The sequence below is a fragment of the Natrialba aegyptia DSM 13077 genome, assembly GCF_000337535.1.
Classification (GTDB): domain Archaea; phylum Halobacteriota; class Halobacteria; order Halobacteriales; family Natrialbaceae; genus Natrialba; species Natrialba aegyptia.
The window spans coordinates 405,442-427,588 of sequence record NZ_AOIP01000031.1; the positions used below are offsets into that span (position 1 = coordinate 405,442).

Here is a 22,147-nt window from a genome sequence, read left to right on the forward strand (position 1 = left end):
CAATGACACGCATCATCCTCCCCGCCGGAACGACCGAAACGGCGCTCGTCGACGGCATCAGCGCCGCCGGGGCAGCGCCGGAGCTCATGGCGCACACGCCGTCCGCAGACGTTGAGATCCTCGAGTTCGGCGCGCCTGCGCGCTCGCCCGTAACACCAGTTAGCCCGAGCGGCTGTCCGACGCCCGCCGCCGTCACGCGGGCCGTCCGCGAGGTCGTCGGCTTCGACGTCACGGTTGTCGACGCCGGCCTCGCGAAGCCGACGAGTTCGCCGACGGTGGACCTCGGCGTCGCGCCGGGGACGGACATCCGCGAATCGGCGGCCGTCCCCGACGCGGCCGCGATTTTCGACCGCGCGCACGGCTACGGCGCGAGCCTGCCGGCCGGCGAGAGCGAACTCGTGATCGGCGAGACGATTCCCGGCGGGACGACGACGGCCCTCGGCGTACTCACCGCGCTGGGCGAGCCGACGACCGTCTCGTCGTCGCTACCCGAGAACCCGGTCGAGCGCAAGCGCCGCGTCGTCTCCGAGAGTCTCGCAGCGAGCGACATCGAACCCGGCGACTGCGCGTCGGACCCGTTCGCGGCGATTCGAGCCGTCGGCGACCCGGTCCAGCCGACCGTCGCGGGCGTCGCGGCCGGCGCGCTCGAGTCGGGAGCCGACGTGACGCTCGCGGGCGGCACCCAGATGGTCGCCGTCGCCGCCGTCCTCCGCCACGCCGGCGTCGACGCCGCGCTCGAAATCGCGACGACCTCGTTCGTCGCGGCCGAACAGGGTCCGCGCCTTCGGGAGGCGTGTGCTGAACTCGACTGCGACCTCACGGTCACCGATCCGGGCTTCGACGACCACGAGCGCGCACACGTCGCGATGGAGCGCTACTGCGCCGGCGAAGCGAAGGAAGGCGTCGCAATGGGTGGTGCGCTCTCGCTCGTTCCGCCCGGCGAGATGGCAACGGTCAGAGAGCAGTTTGAACTCGTCTGTGCACGGCTCGGAATCGACGCCGACGGCGACGGGGTCGGAGACCCGAGCCAGATGGAAACGGGGGACGAGGATGGATCCTGAGTCGATCCGCGGTGGGAGCCGTGTCCACCACGGCGGCGACCCCGATCCGGACATTCTCGATTTCTCGGCGAACACCAATCCGTCGACACCCGCAGGGGTCGACGACGTGTACGCCGACGCACTCGAGGCCTCCCGCCGATACCCCGACGACGACTACGCTGACTTCCGGGCTGCCGCAGCCGCGTTCGTCGGCTGCGATCCCGACCGAGTAATCCCGACGCCGGGCGGCCTGGCCGCGATTCGACTGGCGATGGAACTCGAACTCGAGCCCGGCGACGAGGCGCTGGTCCCCTACCCCAGTTTCGGCGAGTACGCCCGCGAGGTCCGATTACAGGGTGCGACGCCGCGGTTCGTCCGGTACGACGACTGCTGTGATCTGCGCCAGGTGGCGCTTGAAAATTGTTCGCTCGCGGTCGTCTGCACGCCGAACAACCCGACCGGCGACGTGGTCGATCCGGACGATCTGGCCGCCTTCGCCGCTCGCTGTGCGGAAGCCGGGACGACCCTCCTCGTCGACGAGGCGTTCCTCGGATTCACCGAGCGTCCGTCGGCGGCCACGCTCGATCGGGAACACGTCATCGTTGCGCGCTCGCTCACCAAACTGTTTGGGCTGCCCGGACTCCGCGCCGGCTTCGCCGTCGCCACCGGCGAGCGCCGTCGCGCACTCGAGACGGCCCGTCGCGCGTGGTCGCTCGGCACGCCGGCCGCACGCGTCGGCGCATACTGCCTGCGTCAGGACGAGTTCATCCGCGCGACTCGTGCGCGCGTCGCCAGCGAGCGCGAGCGGGTTCGCGAGACGCTCGACGCTGAACTCGGATTCGACGTGCGCGATTCCGATGCGCCGTACCTGCTGTGTGACGTCGGTGACCGCGACGTTGGGGACGTGCTCGCGTCGGCGCGAGAGCGCGGCGTCGCCGTCCGCGACGCGCGGACCTTTCGGACCCTCGAGTCGCACGTACGGGTTGCGATCAAGGACCGGGACTCGAACGATCGGTTGCTCGCTGTGCTCGGTGCCAGTGTCGGTGACGCCGACGACGGTGGTGACCCTAGCTGATGTCGGGGCGGGAGTGCGCGTACGAGGCCGTTCGGCGCGACGGGGTACTCAGGGTTCGCCGACCCGGGACGGAGTGGCTTTCGAGCGGCTGGAACGGCGGTCGCTGGACGAGCGACTGCGCGTACAACCTCTCGGTTCCCGACGGGTGGGGGCAACGGGATCTCGGGACGTACATCGTCGGCCGACTCGACCGGGCGGGAGTCGGCGTTCGTGAACGCGATTGCGGCGATGGCCGGTTCGGGGAGAGCGAGGAGAAAGCGAACAGCGACGGCGGGGATGCACGACGACGACGGCTACCCGGACCGGCCCTGCTCACCGGCGTCGACATCGACGACGCCCGCGGCGCGCGCTGTGGTTCCGTCACCGCGTACGCGACCGCCGGCATCTCGAACCCCGCAGCCCTCCCGATGGACCCGAGCGGCGGGTCGCTTCCCGCTCGCGAATCCGCGGCTGAACTCGACTCGACCGTCACCACCGAGGAGAATCCCGATGCTGACGCCAGCACCGACGCCGACAGTTCGGAACCGGGGACCGGTACCGTAAACGTCATCGTCGGGACGACTCGTGAACTCGCACCCGGCGCGTTGACGAACCTCCTCGCGGTTGCGGCGGAAGCCAAAACCGCGACGCTGCTCGCCGAAACCGGGTTTCCGGGGACGACAACCGATGCGGTCGTCGTCGGTCACGATCCGGCCGGCCGTCGCGCCGAGTTCAGCGGCAGCGCGACTGCGGTCGGTGCAGCGACGCGGGCCTGCGTTCGCGAGGCGGTTCGCGCCTCGTTGCGAGCGCACTACCGAGACGCCGAGTTCGGGCTCCCGTCATCGGTCGAGGCGGCGGCCTACGGGGTCTCGACGGAGGTCGAGGCGACGGTTTTTCGACCGGCGACTGGTGCCGGCGTCGATGCCGATCCAGAACGGCCCGCATCGCCGGACGACGGTGCTTAACCGATTGGAGGTCAAAGCACCCGATAATGGGTGCAGAGGACGACCCGACGGCGATCCGATCGATTGCCGTCTCGCCGGCGGACGTTGTCGACGCCTACGCCTATACCCGGGAGAATCCCGGCGAGGCCGTCCTGCGAATCACGCCGCCGTTTCACGGCCGCATGCGGGCCCGGATTCACGTCTACCGGCGCGATGACGCCGAACTGACCGGGGCGGTTCACGTCGATCCCGCTGCCGTTCTCGACAGCGAGGCGCGTGCGGCGTACCCGCAGTTCCGGCCGAAAGACGGCGAACAGCCCGCCGATTCGGGCGATTCGTCACTCACACCGGACCAGCGGCGCAAACGCCACGCTGCGGCCGTCGAGACGTGGCGAGAGCGCGCACGCGAGTCGCTGACCGAGACAGTTTCGATCGAAACCGAACACGGCCGTCGGCAGGTCGATCTCAAGTCGCTCGGCTGACGGCGTCGATACCGCTGTCCGCAGTCGGTTTTGGTTTCAACTGATATCCGGTCCCATCTCCGGCTGAATCTCCCGTAGTGAGGGGCTCCACCGACCACTTTCACTTTCACCCCGGACGGGTCGGATTGACGTACTGTCAGTCTAACTGAGTGGTATGACACTGATCGTCGACCGAAGTGGTGGCTCCATCGGAACCGGAAGCGAGAGCGAAACGGCGACGGCTCCACAGCGTGAACGGATCGAGGTTACTGAACTCGATGCAGCGAGCATCGGCGAGTTCGTCCAGGCCCGGGTGGATGTCGACACGGATCAGGTGTCGCTCGAGCACCGCGGCGCGCGGACGTACCTCGTGCTGGAGTAGCGCCTCGTGTGGTGGCAACTGCGGAATGGCGAACTGTTGTAATGGCGAACTGGCGCGGCGTGGTGACGTGGCGACACGGCGTCGGTAGCCGGTGCCAATCAGTCGCCCTCACCCTTCTCGATCGGCGCGCGGATGAGGTTCCCCCATTCAGTCCAGGACCCGTCGTAGTTGTGCACGTCCTCGTAATCGAGGAGTTCGTGGAGGGTAAACCACGCGATCGCGGAGCGCTCGCCGACGCGACAGTACGTGACGACGGATTCGTCCCCGTCGATTCCCGAGTCGGCGTACATCGCTTCGAGTTCATCCGGCTCCTTGAATCGGCCGTCGTCGCGCAGGTTCGTCTTCACGGGAACGTTCGAGGCCCCGGGGATGTGCCCGCCGCGTTGGGCGGTCTCCTGGAGTCCTTCGGGGGCGATGGTCTCGCCGGAGAACTCCGCGGGTGAGCGAACGTCGACCATCGGGATGCCGGCCTCGCGGGCCTTGTCGACGTCGTCTTTGTAGGCGCGGATACTTTCGAATGGGCCCTTCGCAGCGTACTCGACGGCATCGAAATCGGGTACCTCGTCGGTCAGCGGATAGTCTTCGTTCACCCAGTAGTCCTTCCCGCCGTCGAGGACGCGCGCGTCGTCGTGGCCGTAGTATTTGAACTCCCAGTAGGCGAAGAGGGCGAACCAGTTCGGAATGTGGCCGTCGCCGTAGAAGACGACCGTCGAGTCCTCGCCGATGCCGCGTTCGCCGACCGTCTCCTCGAAGTCCGCCTTTTTCAGAATGTCTCGCTGATCCGGATCGGAGAGGTCGTCGTCCCACTGGAGGCCGATCGCACCGGGAATGTGACCCTCGTCGTACCGCGAGGGAAAGTCACCCTCTTCCGGAGATTCGGGACTGTTGACTTCCACGAGGCGATAGTCCGGATCGTCAGCCTGGAACTCGTCTAAGTGGTCTTCGACCCAGTCCGCCGAAACCAGCACGTCGGTGTCGTATTCGGACATGCACCCGCGACTCCGACGAGCAACGGCAAAAGCGTAACACGGATCGGGCCGACACGTTCGAAATCGAACCGGTAAGGCTACCAAACTCGAGTCACGACCACCTTGTATGCGACTCGCACGGATCGACACTGCATCCGGGCCCGTGACAGGCCGATACGAGAACGGCGTCGTCCACGCCGACGACGACACCCACGAGGTCGGTGTCGACGGCGAACTGCTCCCTCCCTGTGAACCGACGGCGCTGTACTGCGTCGGCCGCAACTACGCCGAGACGCTCGACCAGATGGAATACGAGCGCCCCGAGGAACCCGACTTCTTTATCAAACCGCCGGCGTCGCTGCTGGCCCACGAGGCGCCGATTCCCTACCCCGAGTTCACCGGCGAGTTGACCTACGCCGGCGAACTCGCGGCCGTCATCGACGAGCACTGTCACGACATCGGCGAAGACGAGGTCGCCGACGTCGTCCGTGGCTACACGATCATGAACGACGTGGACGCCCTCGACCAGCAGGGTCGCACCGCGCGGAAGGCCTTCGACGGCTCCGGCCCGCTCGGCCCGTGGCTCGAAACTGAACTCGACGCGACGGCGACGGAGATCGAGATGTACACAGACGTTGCGGGCGAGCGCCGCCAGGAGGCGACGACTGATCTGATGCTGTTTGGAGTCGCCGAGATCGTCTCCTATCTCTCGAACCGGTTCACCCTTCGCCCCGGCGACGTGATCGCGTTCGGCAGTCCGGCCAATCCCGGCCTGGTCGAGCCCGGAGACACCGTTGAAATCACCTACGAGGGCGTCGGGACGCTGCGGAATACGGTCGTCGAACCGACGGAGTGAGTAGAGCGCGACCGACGAGAGATCAGCGAGAGATCGGCGAAAGAGCGGCGGGTGCGGGTGCGGATACGGGTACGATGCGGATACGGGTACCAGTACGAATACGAATGCGGGCGTGGCGCAGGTATGGGTACGGGTAGAAAGGCACTTCAGGCCGAACACCTTCCGCCGACACGTGAGCGCTGACTCCCGCCGCGTCGAGGTTCACCCCGGCCGCGAGGCCGTCGTCGAGTTCGATCCGGAACTCACGTTCGAGTGCGTCGACGACTGCACCTGGTGCTGTCACCACGGCGTCTTGCTGTACGACCGGGACTTACTCGAACTCGCTCAGCGGGCGAACCTCGCGGAGACGACCACCGATTTTCGGGGCGAGAAGTTCGTCACGCGCGAGGAGAAAGCGCGGGACGAACACGTCGCTGAAGACGGTCACGCCTGCGCGTTTCTTCGGGAAGACGGACTCTGCTCGCTGCACTTAGAGGAAGACTGGAAACCGACGCGGTGTTCGGTCTTTCCGCTCGGCGTCTGGCTCGAAGGGGGCGACCTTCACGTCGATATTCGGGAGTCGGCACACGACCACTGTGAAGGGCTGAACGTCAGCGAACGCCGCGTGATCGACAATCTTGAGGCGTTCCTGCCGGAGTTGTTGTGGGATCTCGACGATCCGGACTCGGATCGAGAACTCTAACGCACCTGACTAATAATCCGCGAATGGCCCACTTTTTGCCACCCGCCGAGTGACACGTGATACCACGTCTTTCCGATAGTTTAAACGGCTGCCCCACGTAGGGAAGGTGTGACAGAAGACTCCGGGCGACGGAATCTCCGTATGCCCAACAACGATGAAGTATTCGCCGTCGTCACCGAACACCTCGGCGGTAACCACGTCCAACTCCGCTGTGAAGACGGCGAGGAACGTCTCGGCCGTATTCCCGGTCGGATGAAATACCGGACCTGGATCGAACAGGACGACATCGTCGTCGCCGAACCCTGGGACTGGCAGGACGAGAAGGCCACGATCGAGTGGCGCTACACCAGCCAGGACGCCGACCAGCTCCGCCGCGAAGGCCACATCGACTGATTTTACTCTCGCTCGCGTGCTGACGCCCGCGTAACCGAGCCGCGCTTCTCACGCCGACCCGCCTGCGAACGCCTCGACGATTCCCTCACAGAATGCGTCGAGATCGTCCGGGTTTCGGCTCGTCACGAGCCCCTGGTCAGTGACGAGTTCGGCGTCGATCCACTCGCCGCCCGCGTTACGGATATCCGTCTGCAGACTCGGATAGGAGGTGAGCGTCCGGCCGTCGACGACACCCGCCTCGACGAGCAACCAGGGGCCGTGACAGATTACGCCGGCCCGTTTTCCGGCTTCGACGTGCTCGCGGAGAAGGGATACCGCATCCTCGTCGAGCCGGAGCGTATCCGCGCCGACGGTGCCGCCGGGGACGATGAGTGCATCGTAGTCGTCGGCGCTGACTTCGTCGAACCGTTTGTCGACCTCGTAGGTCTCGCTCTCCTCGAGATCGTTGTTGACGCTCTGGGCCTCGCCGGTCTCGCTCCCGAGCACGTCGACGGTCGCGCCGGCGTCGGCGACCGTCTGCTTCGGCTCGGTGAACTCGATTTCCTCGGTCCCTGCTGGCGCGATGAAGATTCCGACCGTCGTGCCGTCGAGTGACTGCTCGTCGGTACTCATACTCATGCGCTGAACTCGTGGGAGCACGTGGAAAACGATTGCACCTACGCTTGCAACCGGAGCGTTCACGACGGATACTGAGACACGGTTGTGGGACCGTTGCCGTTACTTCCAGCCGAAGAGTCGCTTGAGGAGTGAGCGGCCGCTCGGTCGTTCTGCGAGAACCACCGAGCAGTCGACTTCGTTGACGACATCGAAGTGGAGCGATCCCGTGAGCAGCCGCGAGAGGAGTCCACGCTCCGTTGCGCCGATGAGGAGCATCGAATGCTCTTTCGATTGGCGACAGATCGCGCGTTCGACGTCGCCCGAATCGTCAACCACGAGTTCGGCGTCCTGCAAGTTGTGGTCGACCGCCCAGTCCGAGAGGAACTGTTCCCCGGTCTGGCGCTCGTCGGGGGTATCGACGACGTGCAGGAGCGTCACCTCGGCGTCCGCCGTTTCGCGGAACGTTTGGGCGACTTCGGCACTCAGGTCCGAGTCCGGCCCGCCGGCGGTCGGCAGGAGGATTCTGGACGGGTCCAGTCCGCGGTCTTTCAGGACGAGGAAGTCGCAGGGGAGCTGTCTCGTCAGTTCGCTGAGCGGCCGTTCTGCGCGCGCCGCGCCCCAGAGTTCGTTGACGCCCCAGCCGATCACGACGAGGTCGCTGCGTTTGCTGTCGGCCAGGTTGAAGATTTCCTCGAACGAGCGGTGCGTGACGATCGTCGAGTACTCGAACTCGACGTCGTAGTCGTCGATCTCATCGCCGACATCTCGCAGTAACGCTTCGGATTCGGACACGATCTGATCGCGCTGTCGTCCGCCGCTGGACTGATCCGGGATTTGCACGATGTGGACCACGTGTACGATCGCGGATTCGCGTTGTGCTGCGAGCGTTGCGGCGAGGTCGATGAGCCGCGATTCGGTGCGCGGGTTCGCGATCGGAACGAGGACCCGGTAGCCCTCTTCGTCGTCTTCTGTTCGCTCGGCTGTGTCGATCAGGGGAACGTACGACCGACCGACGAAGCCACCGAACACCCACTCTTTGAACGAGAGCCGGCGTTTGATACCCTCGAAACGGGCCGATTTGAGGCGCTCCTCGCTCGTCTGGAAGTAATTGACGACGGTGACGAGGAGAATCCCGCCGATGGTGTTGCCGAGCAGGACTGGCAGGACGAAGTGGATCAGCCCGACGAAAAAGGAGAGCTCGCCGGCGAAGACCGCGTAGGACATCTCGGTGAACGAGGTGACGACGTGAAACAGGTTCCCGATCGGGATCGCCAGGAACGCCATGTAGACGACGACGAGCCGAGAGATCGTATCGCGGGAGGCGAACGTGACCCAGACGACGCCGGCGACGATCAGCCCCGCGAAGGCTGCCTTGAAGAACAGATCGAACCAGGGCGTTTCGACGCCGTGCGTGCCGAGGTACATCGCGGCGTCGGCCGCGTCGTCCTCGAAGACGCCGCCCCACGCGAGCGCCGCCGCGCCGATGGTGGCCCCGATGAAGTTCCCGATGAGGACGATCGTCCAGTGCCGAAAGAGCGCCGGAATGCTCGCGAGGCGCTCGAGCGTGAGCGCCACCGGCGGAAGCGTGTTTTCGGTGTAGAGCTGGTAGCCGCCGATGATGATGTAGATGAACCCGAGCGGGTACAACAGCGCGCTCAGTATCGGATGGCCGTCCGTCGAGCCGTACAGCGAGGCGTACAACAGGAACGTGATCGTGATCGCGAATCCCGCGGCGATCCCGCTGAAGAGCAGTTCGCGGTTTCCGGACGTGACCTCCTCGTCCGCGGCGGCGACGATTCGCTGGAAGACCTCGTCCGCAGAGAAGCGATCGCGAACGACCGACCCGACTGCAGGCGCGCCGCTTCGAGAGCGTTCGACGGCGTCCCGCACCGCATCCTGACGTTCCGCAGTGGTCACCTCGGGCACCGTGTGATCCGTTTCGCGGTCCGCGTCCGACTCAGTCGACTCGCGGTCGCGCCGGATGTCCTCGTCTCGCGTCCCGTCCTCGTTACCAGGGGGTGGCGTGTGTTCGTGTTCAGAGGTATCCATTACTAGACCGAGTCTCCCAGACGAACTAAGGCATTGGTATTTCGCTCAACGGAACCGGGATGCACATTCTTCACGCTACTTCCGGTACCCATCGTATGCGCTCCCCGGCCGGGTCCACAGCCATCGTCGTCGGAGCCGGTGTGGGCGGTCTCTCGACCGCCTGTTACCTCGCCGATGCCGGCGTGTCAGTTCACGTTGTCGAGCAAAACGACCAACTCGGCGGCCGTGCGAGTCGGCTCGAACGCGACGGGTTCCGATTCGATATGGGGCCGTCCTGGTACCTGATGCCCGACGTCTTCGAACGGTTCTTCGCCGCCTTCGACCGAACGCCCTCCGAGTACTACGACCTCACCCACCTCGATCCGCACTATCGGATCTTCTTCAAAGACGGGGACCAGGTAGACGTGACGCCCGACAGAGAGCGAACGAAACAACTCTTCGAGTCCTACGAAACGGGTGCCGGCGACGCGCTCGAACGCTATCTCGAGACCGCTCGCCACCACTACGAGATCGGCATGGAACACTTCGTCTACGAGGATCGGCCGCGACTTCGGGATTACATCGATCCCGATGTTGCCCAGCACGCGCGTGGTCTCTCACTTCTCGGATCGATGCAGGGCCACGTCGAGGACTATTTCGACCATCCAAAACTGCAGCAACTCATGCAGTACACGCTCGTCTTTCTCGGCGGGTCACCATCGAACACGCCCGCGATCTACAACCTGATGAGCCACGTCGATTTCAACCTCGGCGTCTGGTATCCCGACGGCGGCATCGGTACCGTCATCGACGCACTCGTCGACCTCGCTCGCGAACTCGGCGTCGAGTTCAGTACGGGCCGTCCGGTGACACGGATCAAGGGTCGGGAAGGTGCCTTCCTCGTCGAGACGCCCGACGGGCCGTTGCGGTCGGACCTGGTCGTCAGCAACGCCGATTACGCCCATACCGAGCAGGAGCTGCTCGCACCCGAACAGCGACAGTACGAGTCCGAGTACTGGGAGTCGCGAACCTACGCCCCGTCCGCGTTTCTCCTCTATCTGGGCGTCGAAGGGGACGTTCCCGAACTCGCACATCACTCGCTCGTTCTGCCGCTAGGGTGGGAAGAGCACTTCGAGCAGATTTTTGAGGAGCCGCAGTGGCCCGACGACCCCGCGTATTACGTCTGCGTCCCGTCGCAGACGGACGAGGCGGTCGCACCAGCGGGCCACAGCGCGCTGTTCGTCCTCGTCCCGATCGCACCCGGACTCGAGGACACGCCGGAACTCCGCGAGCAGTATCGCGAGGCGATTCTCGCCGATCTCGCCGCACACACCGGGCTGGACGTTCGCGAACGGATCGTCTTCGAGAAACGCTTTTGCGTTTCCGACTTTGCCGCCCGCTACAACAGCTACGATGGGACTGCCCTCGGACTGGCGCACACGCTCCGACAGACCGCCCTCCTGCGCCCGCCACACCGTTCGAAGGCCGTCGACGGACTCTACTTCACGGGCGCGGACACGACGCCCGGTATCGGCGTCCCGATGTGTCTCATCAGCGGCGAACTAACGGCAGACGCACTGCTCGCGGACTACGGTGACGGCCCTCATCCGCACTGTGACCGATGACCGACTCGAGTTCACCTGGGTGCGGTGATGGCGGGGAGCAAAGCGACGACGGCAGCGATAGCGACGCTGCCGGACCCGCCGTCCGCACCCCTCGGGACGAACGGCCACGCACCGGTGGCAAATCTGAACTCGTCGATTGCCTGTCTCACGTGCTCGTGCTGTCCCGGCCCCGGTTTTGGCTCTACCTCGCGGGGCCGGTTCTGGTGGGCGTCGCCTACGCCGCCGACGCCGTCGGCGAACTGTTCACGCCCGCCGCCGTCGTCCTCTTCGCGTACTTCCTCGTCCCGGCGAACGTCTTTCTCTACGGGATCAACGATATCTACGACCGCGAGATCGACGCTGAAAACCCGAAGAAAGACGCGGACGAGCGCGAGGCCCGCTATCGGGGTCAGCGGTACGTTCCCGTCGTCGTCGGACTCTGTGCAGCACTCCCGCTGCTTTTCGTTCCACTACTCCCGACCGCGGCGTGGCCCTGGCTCGTCGCATTTCTCGTCCTCGGGGCAGCCTACAGTGCCCCACCGATCCGATTCAAGACGACGCCGCCGCTCGATTCGGTTTCGAACGGCCTCTACGTCGCGCCGGGAGCCGCGGCCTACGCCGCCGTCGCCGGAACGCAACCGCCCTTGACCGCCGTCGCCGGCGGCTGGCTGTGGGCGATGGGAATGCACACCTTCTCGGCGATGCCCGATATCGCCCCCGACCGCGAGGCGGGCGTTCGGACGACCGCGACGGTCCTCGGCGAGACGTGGACAGCCGTCTACTGCGGCGCGTGCTGGCTGGCGAGCGCCGCCGCGTTCGGCTCGCTCGACGCTCGTCTCGGTCTCGTCCTGCTCGTCTATCCCGCCCTCATCTCGGTGCTCGCCGCGACCCGAATCGACGTTCGCCGGGCCTACTGGTGGTTCCCCCTGATCAACACGGCCGTCGGTACGGTACTGACGATGGGTGGCCTCTGGAGGCTCCTCCATGGATAGCTCGGAATCCGATCCGAGCGCCGGGAGCGATCGAGACCGGGACCAGGACCGGAATCGAGAGCAAAACCGGGATCGAGATCAGGACCGAAATCGAGGGCAAAACCGGGGTCAAGGGCAAAATCGGGACCGAGGGGATCAGGATGCGAATCGAACCGCACTCGGCCACCGGGGACGACACCGAACGACCGACGACGCCGACGGCACCCGGGCCGCCGTCCAGCGGTGGCTCGAAACCCGCGTCCGCGAGAACCGTTTCACCATCGCGGTCGTCTTCCCCGTCGTCGGCGCGATAACGCTCGTCGCGAGCGATCTCGGGCACCTCCCCGCACCGCTCGCGTACAACCCCCTGCTCTTGCTCGTCGGCACCGCCGTCATGCGCTCGCCGCTGCTCGTCGGCGTGCTCCCGACGCTCGGCCGGCGAGCGCTCGGCTGTCTCGGCGCGCTCACCGCCTTCACCTACGCGATCGAACTCGTCGGCCTGCGGACCGGCTGGCCCTACGGGACGTTCGAGTACGCAATTGAACTCGGGCCGACGCTCGCCGGCGAGGTGCCACTCGCACTGCCGCTGTTCTTCGTTCCGCTGGTGCTCGACGCCTACCTGCTAACGGTGCTGGTACTCGATTCCCGCTCCGAGAATCGGTTCGAGACGCCGCTCGCCAGGCTAGCGGGGGCGATTGCCACGGTACTCGCAATCGATCTCGTCCTCGATCCCGCGGCCGTTGCCATCGGCTTCTGGGAGTTCATCCCGGCGGGTGCGTACTACGGGGTCCCGGTCTCGAATTACGCCGGCTGGCTGCTTTCGGGAGCCGTCGCCGTCGCGCTCGTCGAGTTCGGATTCGATCGCGAGGCCCTCCGCGAGAGGATCCGGTCGTGCGAGTTCATCCTGGACGATCTGGTGAGCTTCGTGCTGTTGTGGGGGTCGATCAACGTGCTCTACGGGAACTGGATCGCCGCGGCCGTCGCCGGCCTCATCTGTCTCGGGTTGGTCGGGACGGATCGGTACGGCGGCGACCTGTTTCGAACGGCGATTCCGCCGACCGATAAGAACTAGCGGTTTCGGGGTTCGCAGCGGCGGGATTCGAAGCGATGGGACGATAGCTGGCACGGGAAGCGGACCTCTTCTACGGGTCGTCTGCTTCGTACCCACCCCAGGGTCCCGCGCGACCGAGCCGAAGCGCGAGCGGCCGCGTCAAACTCGGTGGCGGCAGTCGGCTCAGCGCATCGGCGTTCCTTCGCCGCGACTCGATCCGTGCGAGTCGGTCCCGATCGCAGGGACGGCCGAGACGCGCCGAAAGACCGCTTCCGGATCGCGGTTCCACTGCCAGTGCCACCGCGTCCGCACGAGACACCGGAGCTTACGGGCCGTCGAGAGCGACGGCTCCCTCGAGAGCACGTCGTACCCCTGCGCACGGATACGCGCGTGGTATTCGGCGTAGAGCACCGCCGCCAGCAACACGGGAAACTGGCAATCCGCCGGGAGGTATCGGATACCGGCGACACCCTCCCGATACAACGCCTCCGTTCGCTGGAGTTCGTCCGCAATCACCGCGGCGAACGACTCGTTGAACTCGAGGGCTTCGAGCTGGTCGTTCGAAACGCCGTGTTTCCGGAGGGTCTCCTGCGGGAGATAGATCCGATTGCGTTCGACGATGTCCTCGCGAACGTCTCGCAGAAAGTTGGTTATCTGGAAAGCCTCGCCGAGTTTGACGGCGTGTGGCCGCGCCATCGCTTCCAGTTCCGGTTCCATAATTGCAGTCATCATCACGCCAACCGCTGCCGCCGAACCGCGCATGTACGAGTGGAGTGCGGCGGCGGTCTCGTACCGGGCAGTCGCGACGTCGGTCGCCATCGCGTCGATGAACAGGTCGATTTCCGATTTGGGGATGTCGTACCGTTCCCGAATGTCCTGGAAGGCGGCGAGTACGGGGCCTTCCGGCTCGGTTTCCCCGAGCGCCTGCGCACGGAGCGATTCGAGTTCAGCGCGTTGGGTGGCCGGCGGCACGTCGTCAGCGTCGTCGACGATTTCGTCTCCGAGCCGAAAAAAGGCGTAGAGGACGTAGGTCGCGCGACGAACTCGTCGCGGAAGGAACTTAGTTGCGAGATAGAACGTTTTCCCGGTTCGTCGGTGGAGTTCCTTGCTGGCGGCGATGTGTTTTCGGTGCATTCTTACTCGTGTCGGGTCGGCTGCTCGCCGAAAGGTAGCTGTCGTACTACAGATTCGTATAAAATACCACGCCCTGACTGCGGTCGAGACGAGCGGTGCTTCGGCGGAGAGCTGCTCTGCTTCGAATATTTGGCCGTGCTGACGGTGTGATCGTCCCGGCTAGATGGTCATGCCGAGTGTTGCTGTGATGGGCCGCAGAGTTCGTCCGCGAGCATCGGGATGAACGCGCCGATGTCGGTGACCATGCCGATCGCCTGGGCGCTGCCGCGGTCGAGCAGTTGCGTGACGGTCGCGGGGTTGATGTCGACGCAGACGGTCTTCGTCGTCGAGGGTAGACAGTTGCCGACGGCGACGGAGTGGAGGAGGGTTGCGAGCATGAGCACGATGTCGGCGTCTTGGGCCTGTTCACGGATCGCGTTCTGAGCCTCGATCGAGTCCGTGATCGTATCCGGCAGCGGGCCGTCGTCGCGGATCGACCCGGCGAGCACGTAGGGAACGTCGTTGCTGACGCACTCGTACATCACGCCCTCGTCGACGACGCCGGCGTCGACGGCCTCCGGAATGCTGCCGTGGCGGACGATTTCGCTGATCGTGTAGATGTGGTGCTTGTGCCCCTTTCGCGGGTGTTCGAGGCTCTCGGTGTCGACGCCCAGCGAGGTGCCGTAGAGGTCCCGTTCTAGGTCGTGGACGGCGAACCCGTTGCCGGCGCTGATCGCGTCGACGTACCCCTCTCGAACGAGTTCGGCGAGGGCGTCCCGACCGCCGGAGTGGACGATTGCGGGGCCGCAGACGGCGAGGACAGTGCCGTCGTTCTCGCGGACGTCGCGCATCTCGTCGGCGATCTCCTCGATCAGCGACTCGGAGGGGCGCTCGCTGGAGACGCCGCCTTGCATGAAGCCGAACGAGCCGCCGCCGTTGCGGGGTCGTTCGGGGGGCTCGACCCTGATTCCGGTTTCGCCGGTGACGACGAGGTCGCCTTCTTCGACGGCGTTCAGTACTTTCGTGGTGACGCGAGGGTCGCTCTCGTCGCTCTCGTTCGCGCCGTTTGCGTCGTTTGCGTCGGCTACGCTATCGCCGTCCCGTTCGACGATCAACGCGCAGTCCATCTCGATATCCTCGACCGCCACCCAGTCGCCGTCGACGCGGACGTACGTCGGGTGGTTCGTCGTCGAGTAGAAATCGACCGGGACGACCTGATCGTCCGGCGCGGGTTCTATCGTCGCATCCCGCGGATCGGCGACGGTCGCTCCCTGTTGGTTGAGTTCGTGCAGGATCGCCCGGAGGTCCTCGTGGCTCCCGGCGGTAACCTCCATCCGGCAGTACGTCTCGTCGTGTTTGTGGCGGCCGACCTCGAACTCCTCGACTTCGAACTCGCCGCCCATCTCCATGACGGCACCGAAACAATGGCCCATCGACCCCGAGTCGATAATGTGACCCTCGAGTTCGACGGTCTGGGAAACTGTCATTGGTGTGGGTTGGCGACCGAAGACCGTCAAGGTGTGTGTCTTCGGTCGCCGCTCGCACACCGGGACGGTGCGTCGTCACCGCCTGAAAGCGGGGCGACGGGCGATGGGCGACGGGTCTCGGTTCGTCAGCGTATCCGGTCGGTGAGCCACTCCCGCGGCGGATCCTCGAACGGCCACCGTCCGCATTCCGCCTGCGTGAGCGAGCCGCCCGTCCGCTGTGCGTACTCTCGTTGTTTCTGTCCCAGCCGATAGTGGCAGCTCTCGGGCTGTCGCTTCTCCCAGTAGATCGTCTGCATCGACTCGATTTCGTCCGGCTTCTCCGGAAGCGTTTCGTAATTCGAAACCGACACCGCCTCGTGGGTTTCTTCGACTTCGGTCTTAATCGGCGTCACCGGGCCACCGACCCAGTAGAGGCTCGCGACCGCGAGCAACGCGACGGTGCCGGCGACGATCGATCGTCGTCTCGGGGTCCGTGCCGTTGCGATCACCAGACCAACGCCGATGGAGAGAAAGAGCAACGGGAAGACCAGTTCGATAGCGCCCTGCATCTCGAGGAAGATCTGCAGCGAGTACAGCGAGCCCCCCGCGCCGACCCACCAGTATCGTCGCCAATCGAGAGCGATCCCCCGAACCCACCCGTAAACGCCAATCGGGATCAACAGTGCTCCGTATCCGAGGGATAGTACGAGGTCGAGAAGCCGCCCCGAAACCGTGTACCGTTCGACGCCGTAAATCGGCGCGAGGACCGTTTCTAGGAAGAGCGGGACGGTCGCGTTCGCGGCGACGAACGGGGCGACGACGCCGACCGTCACGAGCGCTCCGCCGGCTATCGTTCGCGCCAGGCCGCGGCTTCTCCCGCGCTGGAACCCGATGGCGAGAACGAGCGCGGCAATCGGCCCGCCGAGCTGCCAGAATCCGGCGCTCGTCGCCGCGGCGGCACCGCTCAGCGCCGGTCGATCCGTCACTGCAAGCAAGAGGCCCGCACCCCCGAACAGCAAGGCGAGGTATTTCGGTCTGAGTCCCGCCGCCGGAAAGCCGTAGAGCGACGGGACGACGAACATCGTCGCACCGGCGACGAAGCTCGCGAACTCGTGCGCCGTTAGCCGGTAGGTGAGCAGGCCGACGAGCGTCACGCCGACGACGACCGAGGCGACGGCGACGCCGATGCTCAACAGGTGTAACACCATCATATTCCCGCCCGACAGGAACGCCAAGACGGTCGTGACGGCGTAGATGAGCGGCGGTTTCAGATCCCAGAAATCGACGTACGGGGTTGCCCCTTGCAGGATGTACCACCCGGCGTGCTGAAACAGCGCCGAGTCGTCGTGTATGCGAAACGGTTCGTGAACGACCTGGACTATCGTAGCAACCGTCACGAGGACGGCCGACCCCGCGAAAAGCAACCCAAGCCAGTGCTGCTCGAACCGATCGGTCCAGCGAGACGGTATACTCGCACGCGATCCGGATCCCATACTCGGTCGGGCTAGTACTATCCGCCTTATCGAATAAGATCGGTGCCGGCACTCTGAGAGCGCCGACGGACGTTTGCGGGCCCGGTGGGAACTCGCGCACTCAGGCGTCACCTCGACACGCGCCAGGAGAGCGCGCTTTCTGCGACGTAGTTACCGGTCATCCAGACGCAGATATCGATCCCGTTTGCGTCCGTTTGCCGGAGATCGATGCCTGCGATCGGGAATTTCACCGAGAGAAGCGGACCAAACCGGACGGAGCGAAAGCCGATCGAAATCCCCGCGACTCTGACGGGTTCGATTGCAGCCACCGGTTCAAGAGCGCGATTCCGCCGACGGTTCCGTTCTCGGCGAAGTCTAGCGGTCGTTGATGACGACCATCGCAGTGATCGAGACTTCCGCTTCGACCGCCTTTGCGGCGAGCGATCCGACGCCCGCGGCGGCTGTCGCTATCGCGACGATGATCGTCTCGCGTACCGCTCCAACGACCCCGACGGAAGCGAACCGGCCGCTTCGCGCTCGATGAGCGAGTTCACCGAACGCGGACGCACATACTCGACCACACTCGGTGCGAAACACAGAACTCGTCAGTGACTCGTCGTTCGGACGGCGCGGTTCGTTGCAATCGCGTCCGTCCGCCGTTTTACGGTGATCAGTGCAGCGAGTAGCTCGAACGATGTCGAGAGCGGGTCAACCGTCGAATCGGACCGATCCGCCCAGACGACGGGCACTTCGACGATGTCGTATCCGAGCACGTCGGCGACCGAAACGAACTCTAAATCCCACGCGAAGCCGCGTTCGTAGCAGTGCCGGCCGATCGATTCCCAGGCGTCCGCACGAACGGCTTTCGCCCCGCACTGGTAATCGCGACACCGCGTCGGGAGGATCCGTCTGGCGACGACCGCGAACAGCGATCCCAGAAACCGGCGACCGACGGCCTGGGGGGCGAGTATCTCCGACGAGGGGTGCCGGCGCGAGCCGATACAGACCTCGGAGTCTCCCGCTCGTATTTCTCGGACGATTTCGTCGAGCGACGAAACGGGGATGGAGCCGTCTGCGTCGGCGAAGACGTAAATGTCGGTGTCGAGAGCGTCGAACCCCGCCGCGATCGCAGCGCCCTTGCCGCGTCGATCCCGCGACGTATTGAGGTCGATCGACGACTCCGAGAGGAGTTCGACGTGCGATTCGGTCGGCTGATCGAGTTCGACCCGAACGGTTTCGGGATTGAGCGCGGTTCGAACGGCCGTGAGATACCGACTCAGCGCGAGCGGATCGGGATCGTATGCCGGGATGACGACGCCGAGAGAGTCAGTCATTTCCTCGAACCCCCTCGCGCCGCCGCTTGCGGGACGCTTCGATCGATCTCGACGCCGAGTTCGCGTGCAGCCACGTCGTACTCTCCTCTCTTTGTCTCTGTTCTCGCTTTCCCTTCGTCAGCCCGTTTCTCGGCGCTCTTACCGTCGAAAATGGATCTGACCTTCGCGGTTGTATCGTTCGCGTCTACTCGATCTCGATTTCGCCGCGCATCGTGTTCGGATGCACTCGGCAGACGTACTCGACGATTTCGTCGGTCGCGTCGAACTCGATGAACTGGTCCTCGCCTCCTTCGGTCGCCTCTTCGGTCTCGTAGTCGTCGACCACTTCGTCGTTCTCGTCGACGAGTTCGATATTGTGGGACGCGCCGTCGCCTTCTTCCCAGCCGATCTCGTACGTTTCGCCGTCCTGGAGGGTGAGCGTCGGATTGTCTTCGTCTGCGATCGCTTCGGGTTCGATTCCGACCCACCCTGAGGTCTGTGCATCGAACTCGATTCGCGTTTCGGGTTCGATGGCTTCGTCGTCTTGTGCGCTTGCAGACGCGGCTCCAAACCCGAGTAGAAGTGCCCCGCCGGTCAGTTGAAGGACTCGCCGCCGTGTCGTGTCTCGTACCATCACCCTCGTCTGGCTACGACGACGTACTTAAACCATTCATCACAATTACTGGACTGAGTCCGTCGTTAGTACTATCGATGAGACGAGACGAAACGCGGCCCGCTACAGCGTGACCGGCGTCCATCGCGAAAGAAAGCACCGACGATGAAACCAACGAAACGGATCGTAGCGTAGCCGCTGCGGGCCGTTCGATAGCCCTACGCGGACGGTAGTAGCCCAGCGCTCCAGTTCGGTCGCGTCTCCGGCACATATCAAATTCCGTTCTGGTACTAACTTATATGGTCGCTTTCATCATAGTCTCTCATATGGCCGGTACATCAACCACTCGCGGACAATCTCGGTGTCGCAACTGCGGCTTCGAAGCGCCCGGTGGTGACGAACAGTGGCTTCGAATCGAGGTTCCGAAGCTCGGTCGAATGACACAGTGCCCGGTCTGTGAGAGCACGGACGTGATCACGAGTCGATAGCGCAAGTCAACGCTTTCTTGCACTCGACGTGGCACGCAACCGGACTGGGGTACTAACCAACGCACTTTTCGGCACGATACAACAGCCGGCATCACAACAGACTCTTTGTCCTCTCTCCCCTTTCTAGATCCATGAGTAACGATTCCAGCCAGGAACAGACATCCGGCTCCGAAACCCGGGCTGACGTCCCCGAAACCGATGCGGAGTGGCGCGCCGAACTCGACGACGAAGAATACCGCGTTCTTCGCGAAGCCGGCACTGAAGCCCCCTTCAGCGGTGAGTACGTTGATCACAAGGCAGACGGCAGCTACGAATGTGCCGGCTGTGGCGCTGCACTCTTCGATGGAGACACGAAGTTTGACTCCGGCTGTGGCTGGCCCAGTTTCTACGATGTTGACGACGATCGAATCGAGACGCGACCGGACAACAGTCACGGAATGCGCCGTACAGAAGTCCTGTGTGCCAACTGCGGGGGCCATCTCGGTCACGTCTTCGAAGACGGACCGGAACCGACCGGCAAGCGATACTGTATCAACTCCGTCGCACTCGACTTCGAAGACGACGATACTGTCGATCACGACTGAGAACGGCGACCACGATCGAAACCGCAACTGAAGGCTGTTCGTAGAACTGATGGAGAGACGGACACAATTCGTCTGCAGACGGTCAGCGCGCACGACGCGAGTGCAGGCAGCATCCTTTTCGAAATTCCTGTCGCACTATCGCCCATGTCCAATGAGCGACCAACCGCGGAAGAACTGCGCCAAGGGCTCACCGTTGAGATCATTCAGGGTGACCAGGATGTCGAATCGGAAGATCGAGAACCGATCATCGGTGAAGTCGGAACCGTCTACGAGGACGATCCCGCCGGTCCGACCGTCGAATTGAAAAGCGGTGTCGTCGGTCACGTGCAGTCGATCGTCCACGACAGGTGAAACGGATAGACGAGAAGAGTAATCAGAACTGGTGACCTCGCTGTTTTAACCTTCCGCTCAGAATACTCCGTAATGACTCCAGACGGCGAGGAGGTCGGCGATCAGATTACCATTTTACTGATCGAACCGAATCCCGGTGATACGCGTCTCTTCACCGAATCCTTCAAAGACGCGAAACTCAAGAACAAACTGTACACCATCAGCGATGGTGACGCTGCCCTTGATTTCATTAATCAACGCGGCGAGTACGCGGCTGAACCACGCCCGGATCTGATCCTCCTCGAGCCGAAGTTACCCGGCAAAAGCGGTATGGACGTGTTGTCTGAACTGAATAACGAGCCTGCGCTCCGGGAGATTCCCGTTGTCGCGCTAATGAGTTCGGAGATCGGCGAAGACATTATCAAGTCACACGGTTTTGATGCGGATCAGTACGTCCAAAAGCCAGTTGAAGCGGAAGACTTCGTCAACTTCGTGCAGGAAATCGAGGACCTGTGGTTTGCAATCGTTCAAGAGCCATCAACGGAGGAGTGAGTCTGCTACTGAAACGCGTTATACGGGTCTCTGAGAGCGATCTGTGATGGTCGAGATCGTTTTACGTGCAGTTAGGGCGGTTCCTGCATCCGGTTCTGTATCCCCTAGGCGGTTTCTACCGATTCCGTTTGATGAGCGCTAGAATCCATCGATTCGTTTGCGAATGACCGCACAGACGACTCCGACAGGAACCGGAATCGAGCACAAGTACAACACGCATCGAACCGCCGAACCCAAACCAGCGTCACGACGTTTTTACGTGCACGGCGGGTATCCCGGTCCATGGTGCGGAACGTCGCCGAATTACTGCCGGAGCTCGAAGAGCAGGATTTCTATCTCCTTTCGGGGGTCGAACAGGGAATGCGCTTCTCCGAGTGGGTACAGCGGGAGAAACTCCCGAAATTCGCCAGCCTGACCGACGAGGAAGTAACGTACCGACTCGAACGGTGTCTCAAACGCGGCCTCGTCGAGAAAAAGACCATCCAGTACGAGGGATATACTCTCCAGTTCGAGGGGTACGACGCCCTCGCACTCCGAGCGCTCGTCGAGCGCGATACGATCTCGGAGTTCGGCTCACCGCTCGGCGTCGGCAAGGAAAGCGACGTGTACGAGGTTCGGTCGTACAAGCCGCTCGCGCTGAAATATCACCGCGAGGGGTATACGAACTTCCGAGAGGTCCACAAGGAACGCGATTACACATCGGACAACGAACACGTCTCCTGGATGTACACCGCTCGAAAGGCCGCCGAACGCGAGCACGACATCCTCGAAGAACTATATCCGGACGTTGCGGTCCCCCAACCAATCGACCAGAATCGCCACGCCATCGTCATGGAAAAGATGGACGGCGTCGAACTCTCGCGAACGAAACTCGAAGCCGACCAGGTTCTGGGCGTCCTCGATCTGCTCATCTCCGAAATCGCTCGCGCGTACGAAACCGGCTACGTCCACGCGGACATGAGCGAGTACAACGTCTTCCTCGACGAGGATGGCGTCACCATCTTCGACTGGCCACAGGCCGTCCCGACCGACCACGAAAACGCCGACGAGTTCCTCCGGCGAGATCTCCGGAACGCCGTGGGGTACTTCCGGCGAAAGTACCCACAGCAGGTTTCGGATGAACTCGACAGCGACGAGGTGGCGGCAGAGATCGCTGCGGGGTCGTTCGAGACGATTCGCGAGTAG

The 22,147-nt window shown here is 63.8% G+C and carries 25 protein-coding genes; 16 read left to right on the forward strand and 9 right to left on the reverse strand.

Annotated elements, in window-relative coordinates:
• Nucleotides 1–2: 2 nt before the first annotated feature.
• The 5 genes from cobT (at nt 3) to C480_RS13195 (ending at nt 3,881) form a co-directional block, all read left to right on the forward strand.
• Complete coding sequence (gene cobT / locus C480_RS13175) at nt 3–1,061, forward strand: nicotinate mononucleotide-dependent phosphoribosyltransferase CobT (protein ID WP_006666105.1); 1,059 nt, start codon at nt 3–5, stop codon at nt 1,059–1,061.
• Nucleotides 1,051–2,115, forward strand: coding sequence for a threonine-phosphate decarboxylase CobD (gene cobD / locus C480_RS13180; protein WP_006666106.1), 1,065 nt, complete (start codon nt 1,051–1,053; stop codon nt 2,113–2,115). Before cobT ends, cobD begins: the two co-directional genes overlap by 11 nt.
• Nucleotides 2,115–3,059, forward strand: a complete 945-nt coding sequence (locus tag C480_RS13185) for an adenosylcobinamide amidohydrolase (RefSeq protein WP_006666107.1) — start codon at nt 2,115–2,117, stop codon at nt 3,057–3,059. Before cobD ends, C480_RS13185 begins: the two co-directional genes overlap by 1 nt.
• A gap of 26 nt (nt 3,060–3,085) precedes the next feature.
• Nucleotides 3,086–3,520: a hypothetical protein gene (locus C480_RS13190; RefSeq protein WP_006666108.1), complete on the forward strand. Its 435-nt coding sequence runs from the start codon at nt 3,086–3,088 to the stop codon at nt 3,518–3,520.
• Nucleotides 3,521–3,674: 154 nt separating this feature from the next.
• Complete coding sequence (locus C480_RS13195) at nt 3,675–3,881, forward strand: hypothetical protein (protein WP_006666109.1); 207 nt, start codon at nt 3,675–3,677, stop codon at nt 3,879–3,881.
• A 98-nt stretch (nt 3,882–3,979) separates the two neighbouring features.
• On the opposite strand, the gene C480_RS13200 is transcribed toward C480_RS13195, so the two are convergent.
• Nucleotides 3,980–4,870: a sulfurtransferase gene (locus C480_RS13200; protein WP_006666110.1), complete on the reverse strand. Its 891-nt coding sequence runs from the start codon at nt 4,868–4,870 to the stop codon at nt 3,980–3,982.
• A 106-nt stretch (nt 4,871–4,976) separates the two neighbouring features.
• Between C480_RS13200 and C480_RS13205 the strand changes: the two genes are divergently transcribed.
• The 3 genes from C480_RS13205 (at nt 4,977) to C480_RS13215 (ending at nt 6,780) form a co-directional block, all read left to right on the forward strand.
• Nucleotides 4,977–5,705, forward strand: coding sequence for a fumarylacetoacetate hydrolase family protein (locus C480_RS13205; protein ID WP_006666111.1), 729 nt, complete (start codon nt 4,977–4,979; stop codon nt 5,703–5,705).
• A 172-nt stretch (nt 5,706–5,877) separates the two neighbouring features.
• Nucleotides 5,878–6,387, forward strand: a complete 510-nt coding sequence (locus C480_RS13210) for a YkgJ family cysteine cluster protein (protein ID WP_006666112.1) — start codon at nt 5,878–5,880, stop codon at nt 6,385–6,387.
• A 108-nt stretch (nt 6,388–6,495) separates the two neighbouring features.
• Nucleotides 6,496–6,780 (forward strand): translation initiation factor eIF-1A, encoded by a 285-nt coding sequence (locus tag C480_RS13215; RefSeq protein ID WP_083867281.1) that lies wholly within the window; start codon nt 6,496–6,498, stop codon nt 6,778–6,780.
• 48 nt (nt 6,781–6,828) lie between these two features.
• Here C480_RS13215 and C480_RS13220 read toward each other — a convergent pair whose 3' ends face one another.
• Complete coding sequence (locus C480_RS13220) at nt 6,829–7,392, reverse strand: type 1 glutamine amidotransferase domain-containing protein (protein ID WP_006666114.1); 564 nt, start codon at nt 7,390–7,392, stop codon at nt 6,829–6,831.
• Between the two features lie 105 nt (nt 7,393–7,497).
• On the reverse strand, nt 7,498–9,426 hold the full coding sequence (locus C480_RS13225) for a formate/nitrite transporter family protein (protein WP_006666115.1): 1,929 nt from the start codon (nt 9,424–9,426) through the stop codon (nt 7,498–7,500).
• A 95-nt stretch (nt 9,427–9,521) separates the two neighbouring features.
• On the opposite strand from C480_RS13225, the gene C480_RS13230 reads away from it, so the two are divergent.
• Genes C480_RS13230 through cruF form a run of 3 tightly spaced genes read left to right on the forward strand, consistent with a single transcriptional unit; the run spans nt 9,522 to nt 13,052 of the window.
• Nucleotides 9,522–11,030, forward strand: coding sequence for a phytoene desaturase family protein (locus C480_RS13230; protein WP_006666116.1), 1,509 nt, complete (start codon nt 9,522–9,524; stop codon nt 11,028–11,030).
• A complete protein-coding gene (locus C480_RS13235) occupies nt 11,027–12,001 on the forward strand; it encodes a prenyltransferase (protein WP_006666117.1) in 975 nt (324 codons plus the stop codon). Before C480_RS13230 ends, C480_RS13235 begins: the two co-directional genes overlap by 4 nt.
• Nucleotides 11,994–13,052 (forward strand): bisanhydrobacterioruberin hydratase, encoded by a 1,059-nt coding sequence (cruF, locus tag C480_RS13240; protein WP_006666118.1) that lies wholly within the window; start codon nt 11,994–11,996, stop codon nt 13,050–13,052. Before C480_RS13235 ends, cruF begins: the two co-directional genes overlap by 8 nt.
• Before the next feature lie 162 nt (nt 13,053–13,214).
• Here cruF and C480_RS13245 read toward each other — a convergent pair whose 3' ends face one another.
• The 4 genes from C480_RS13245 to C480_RS13260 all read right to left on the reverse strand — a co-directional run bounded on the left by C480_RS13245 (nt 13,215) and on the right by C480_RS13260 (nt 17,411).
• Nucleotides 13,215–14,165 (reverse strand): phytoene/squalene synthase family protein, encoded by a 951-nt coding sequence (locus C480_RS13245; protein WP_006666119.1) that lies wholly within the window; start codon nt 14,163–14,165, stop codon nt 13,215–13,217.
• A 167-nt stretch (nt 14,166–14,332) separates the two neighbouring features.
• The gene (locus C480_RS13250) at nt 14,333–15,631 is read right to left on the reverse strand and encodes an ornithine cyclodeaminase, nickel-pincer nucleotide-dependent (RefSeq protein WP_006666120.1); all 1,299 of its coding nucleotides are present in this window, start codon (nt 15,629–15,631) and stop codon (nt 14,333–14,335) included.
• 125 nt (nt 15,632–15,756) lie between these two features.
• Complete coding sequence (locus C480_RS13255; protein ID WP_006666121.1) at nt 15,757–17,103, reverse strand: DolP-mannose mannosyltransferase; 1,347 nt, start codon at nt 17,101–17,103, stop codon at nt 15,757–15,759.
• A 107-nt stretch (nt 17,104–17,210) separates the two neighbouring features.
• The gene (locus tag C480_RS13260) at nt 17,211–17,411 is read right to left on the reverse strand and encodes a hypothetical protein (protein WP_006666122.1); all 201 of its coding nucleotides are present in this window, start codon (nt 17,409–17,411) and stop codon (nt 17,211–17,213) included.
• A 59-nt stretch (nt 17,412–17,470) separates the two neighbouring features.
• On the opposite strand from C480_RS13260, the gene C480_RS23490 reads away from it, so the two are divergent.
• Nucleotides 17,471–17,626 (forward strand): hypothetical protein, encoded by a 156-nt coding sequence (locus C480_RS23490; protein WP_161607007.1) that lies wholly within the window; start codon nt 17,471–17,473, stop codon nt 17,624–17,626.
• 61 nt (nt 17,627–17,687) lie between these two features.
• Here the strand turns inward: C480_RS23490 and C480_RS13270 are convergent, their stop codons facing one another.
• Nucleotides 17,688–18,416 carry a glycosyltransferase gene (locus C480_RS13270; RefSeq protein WP_006666124.1) on the reverse strand — a complete coding sequence of 243 codons (729 nt, stop codon included), beginning with the start codon at nt 18,414–18,416 and terminating at the stop codon, nt 17,688–17,690.
• 184 nt (nt 18,417–18,600) lie between these two features.
• Nucleotides 18,601–19,029 carry a cupredoxin domain-containing protein gene (locus C480_RS13275; protein ID WP_006666125.1) on the reverse strand — a complete coding sequence of 143 codons (429 nt, stop codon included), beginning with the start codon at nt 19,027–19,029 and terminating at the stop codon, nt 18,601–18,603.
• A gap of 598 nt (nt 19,030–19,627) precedes the next feature.
• Here C480_RS13275 and msrB point away from each other — a divergent pair.
• The 4 genes from msrB (at nt 19,628) to C480_RS13295 (ending at nt 22,147) form a co-directional block, all read left to right on the forward strand.
• Complete coding sequence (msrB, locus tag C480_RS13280) at nt 19,628–20,080, forward strand: peptide-methionine (R)-S-oxide reductase MsrB (protein WP_006666126.1); 453 nt, start codon at nt 19,628–19,630, stop codon at nt 20,078–20,080.
• A gap of 144 nt (nt 20,081–20,224) precedes the next feature.
• Complete coding sequence (locus C480_RS13285) at nt 20,225–20,431, forward strand: DUF2196 domain-containing protein (RefSeq protein ID WP_006666127.1); 207 nt, start codon at nt 20,225–20,227, stop codon at nt 20,429–20,431.
• A gap of 72 nt (nt 20,432–20,503) precedes the next feature.
• Nucleotides 20,504–20,962: a response regulator gene (locus tag C480_RS13290; RefSeq protein WP_006666128.1), complete on the forward strand. Its 459-nt coding sequence runs from the start codon at nt 20,504–20,506 to the stop codon at nt 20,960–20,962.
• A 282-nt stretch (nt 20,963–21,244) separates the two neighbouring features.
• Nucleotides 21,245–22,147, forward strand: a complete 903-nt coding sequence (locus C480_RS13295) for a serine/threonine-protein kinase RIO2 (protein WP_006666129.1) — start codon at nt 21,245–21,247, stop codon at nt 22,145–22,147.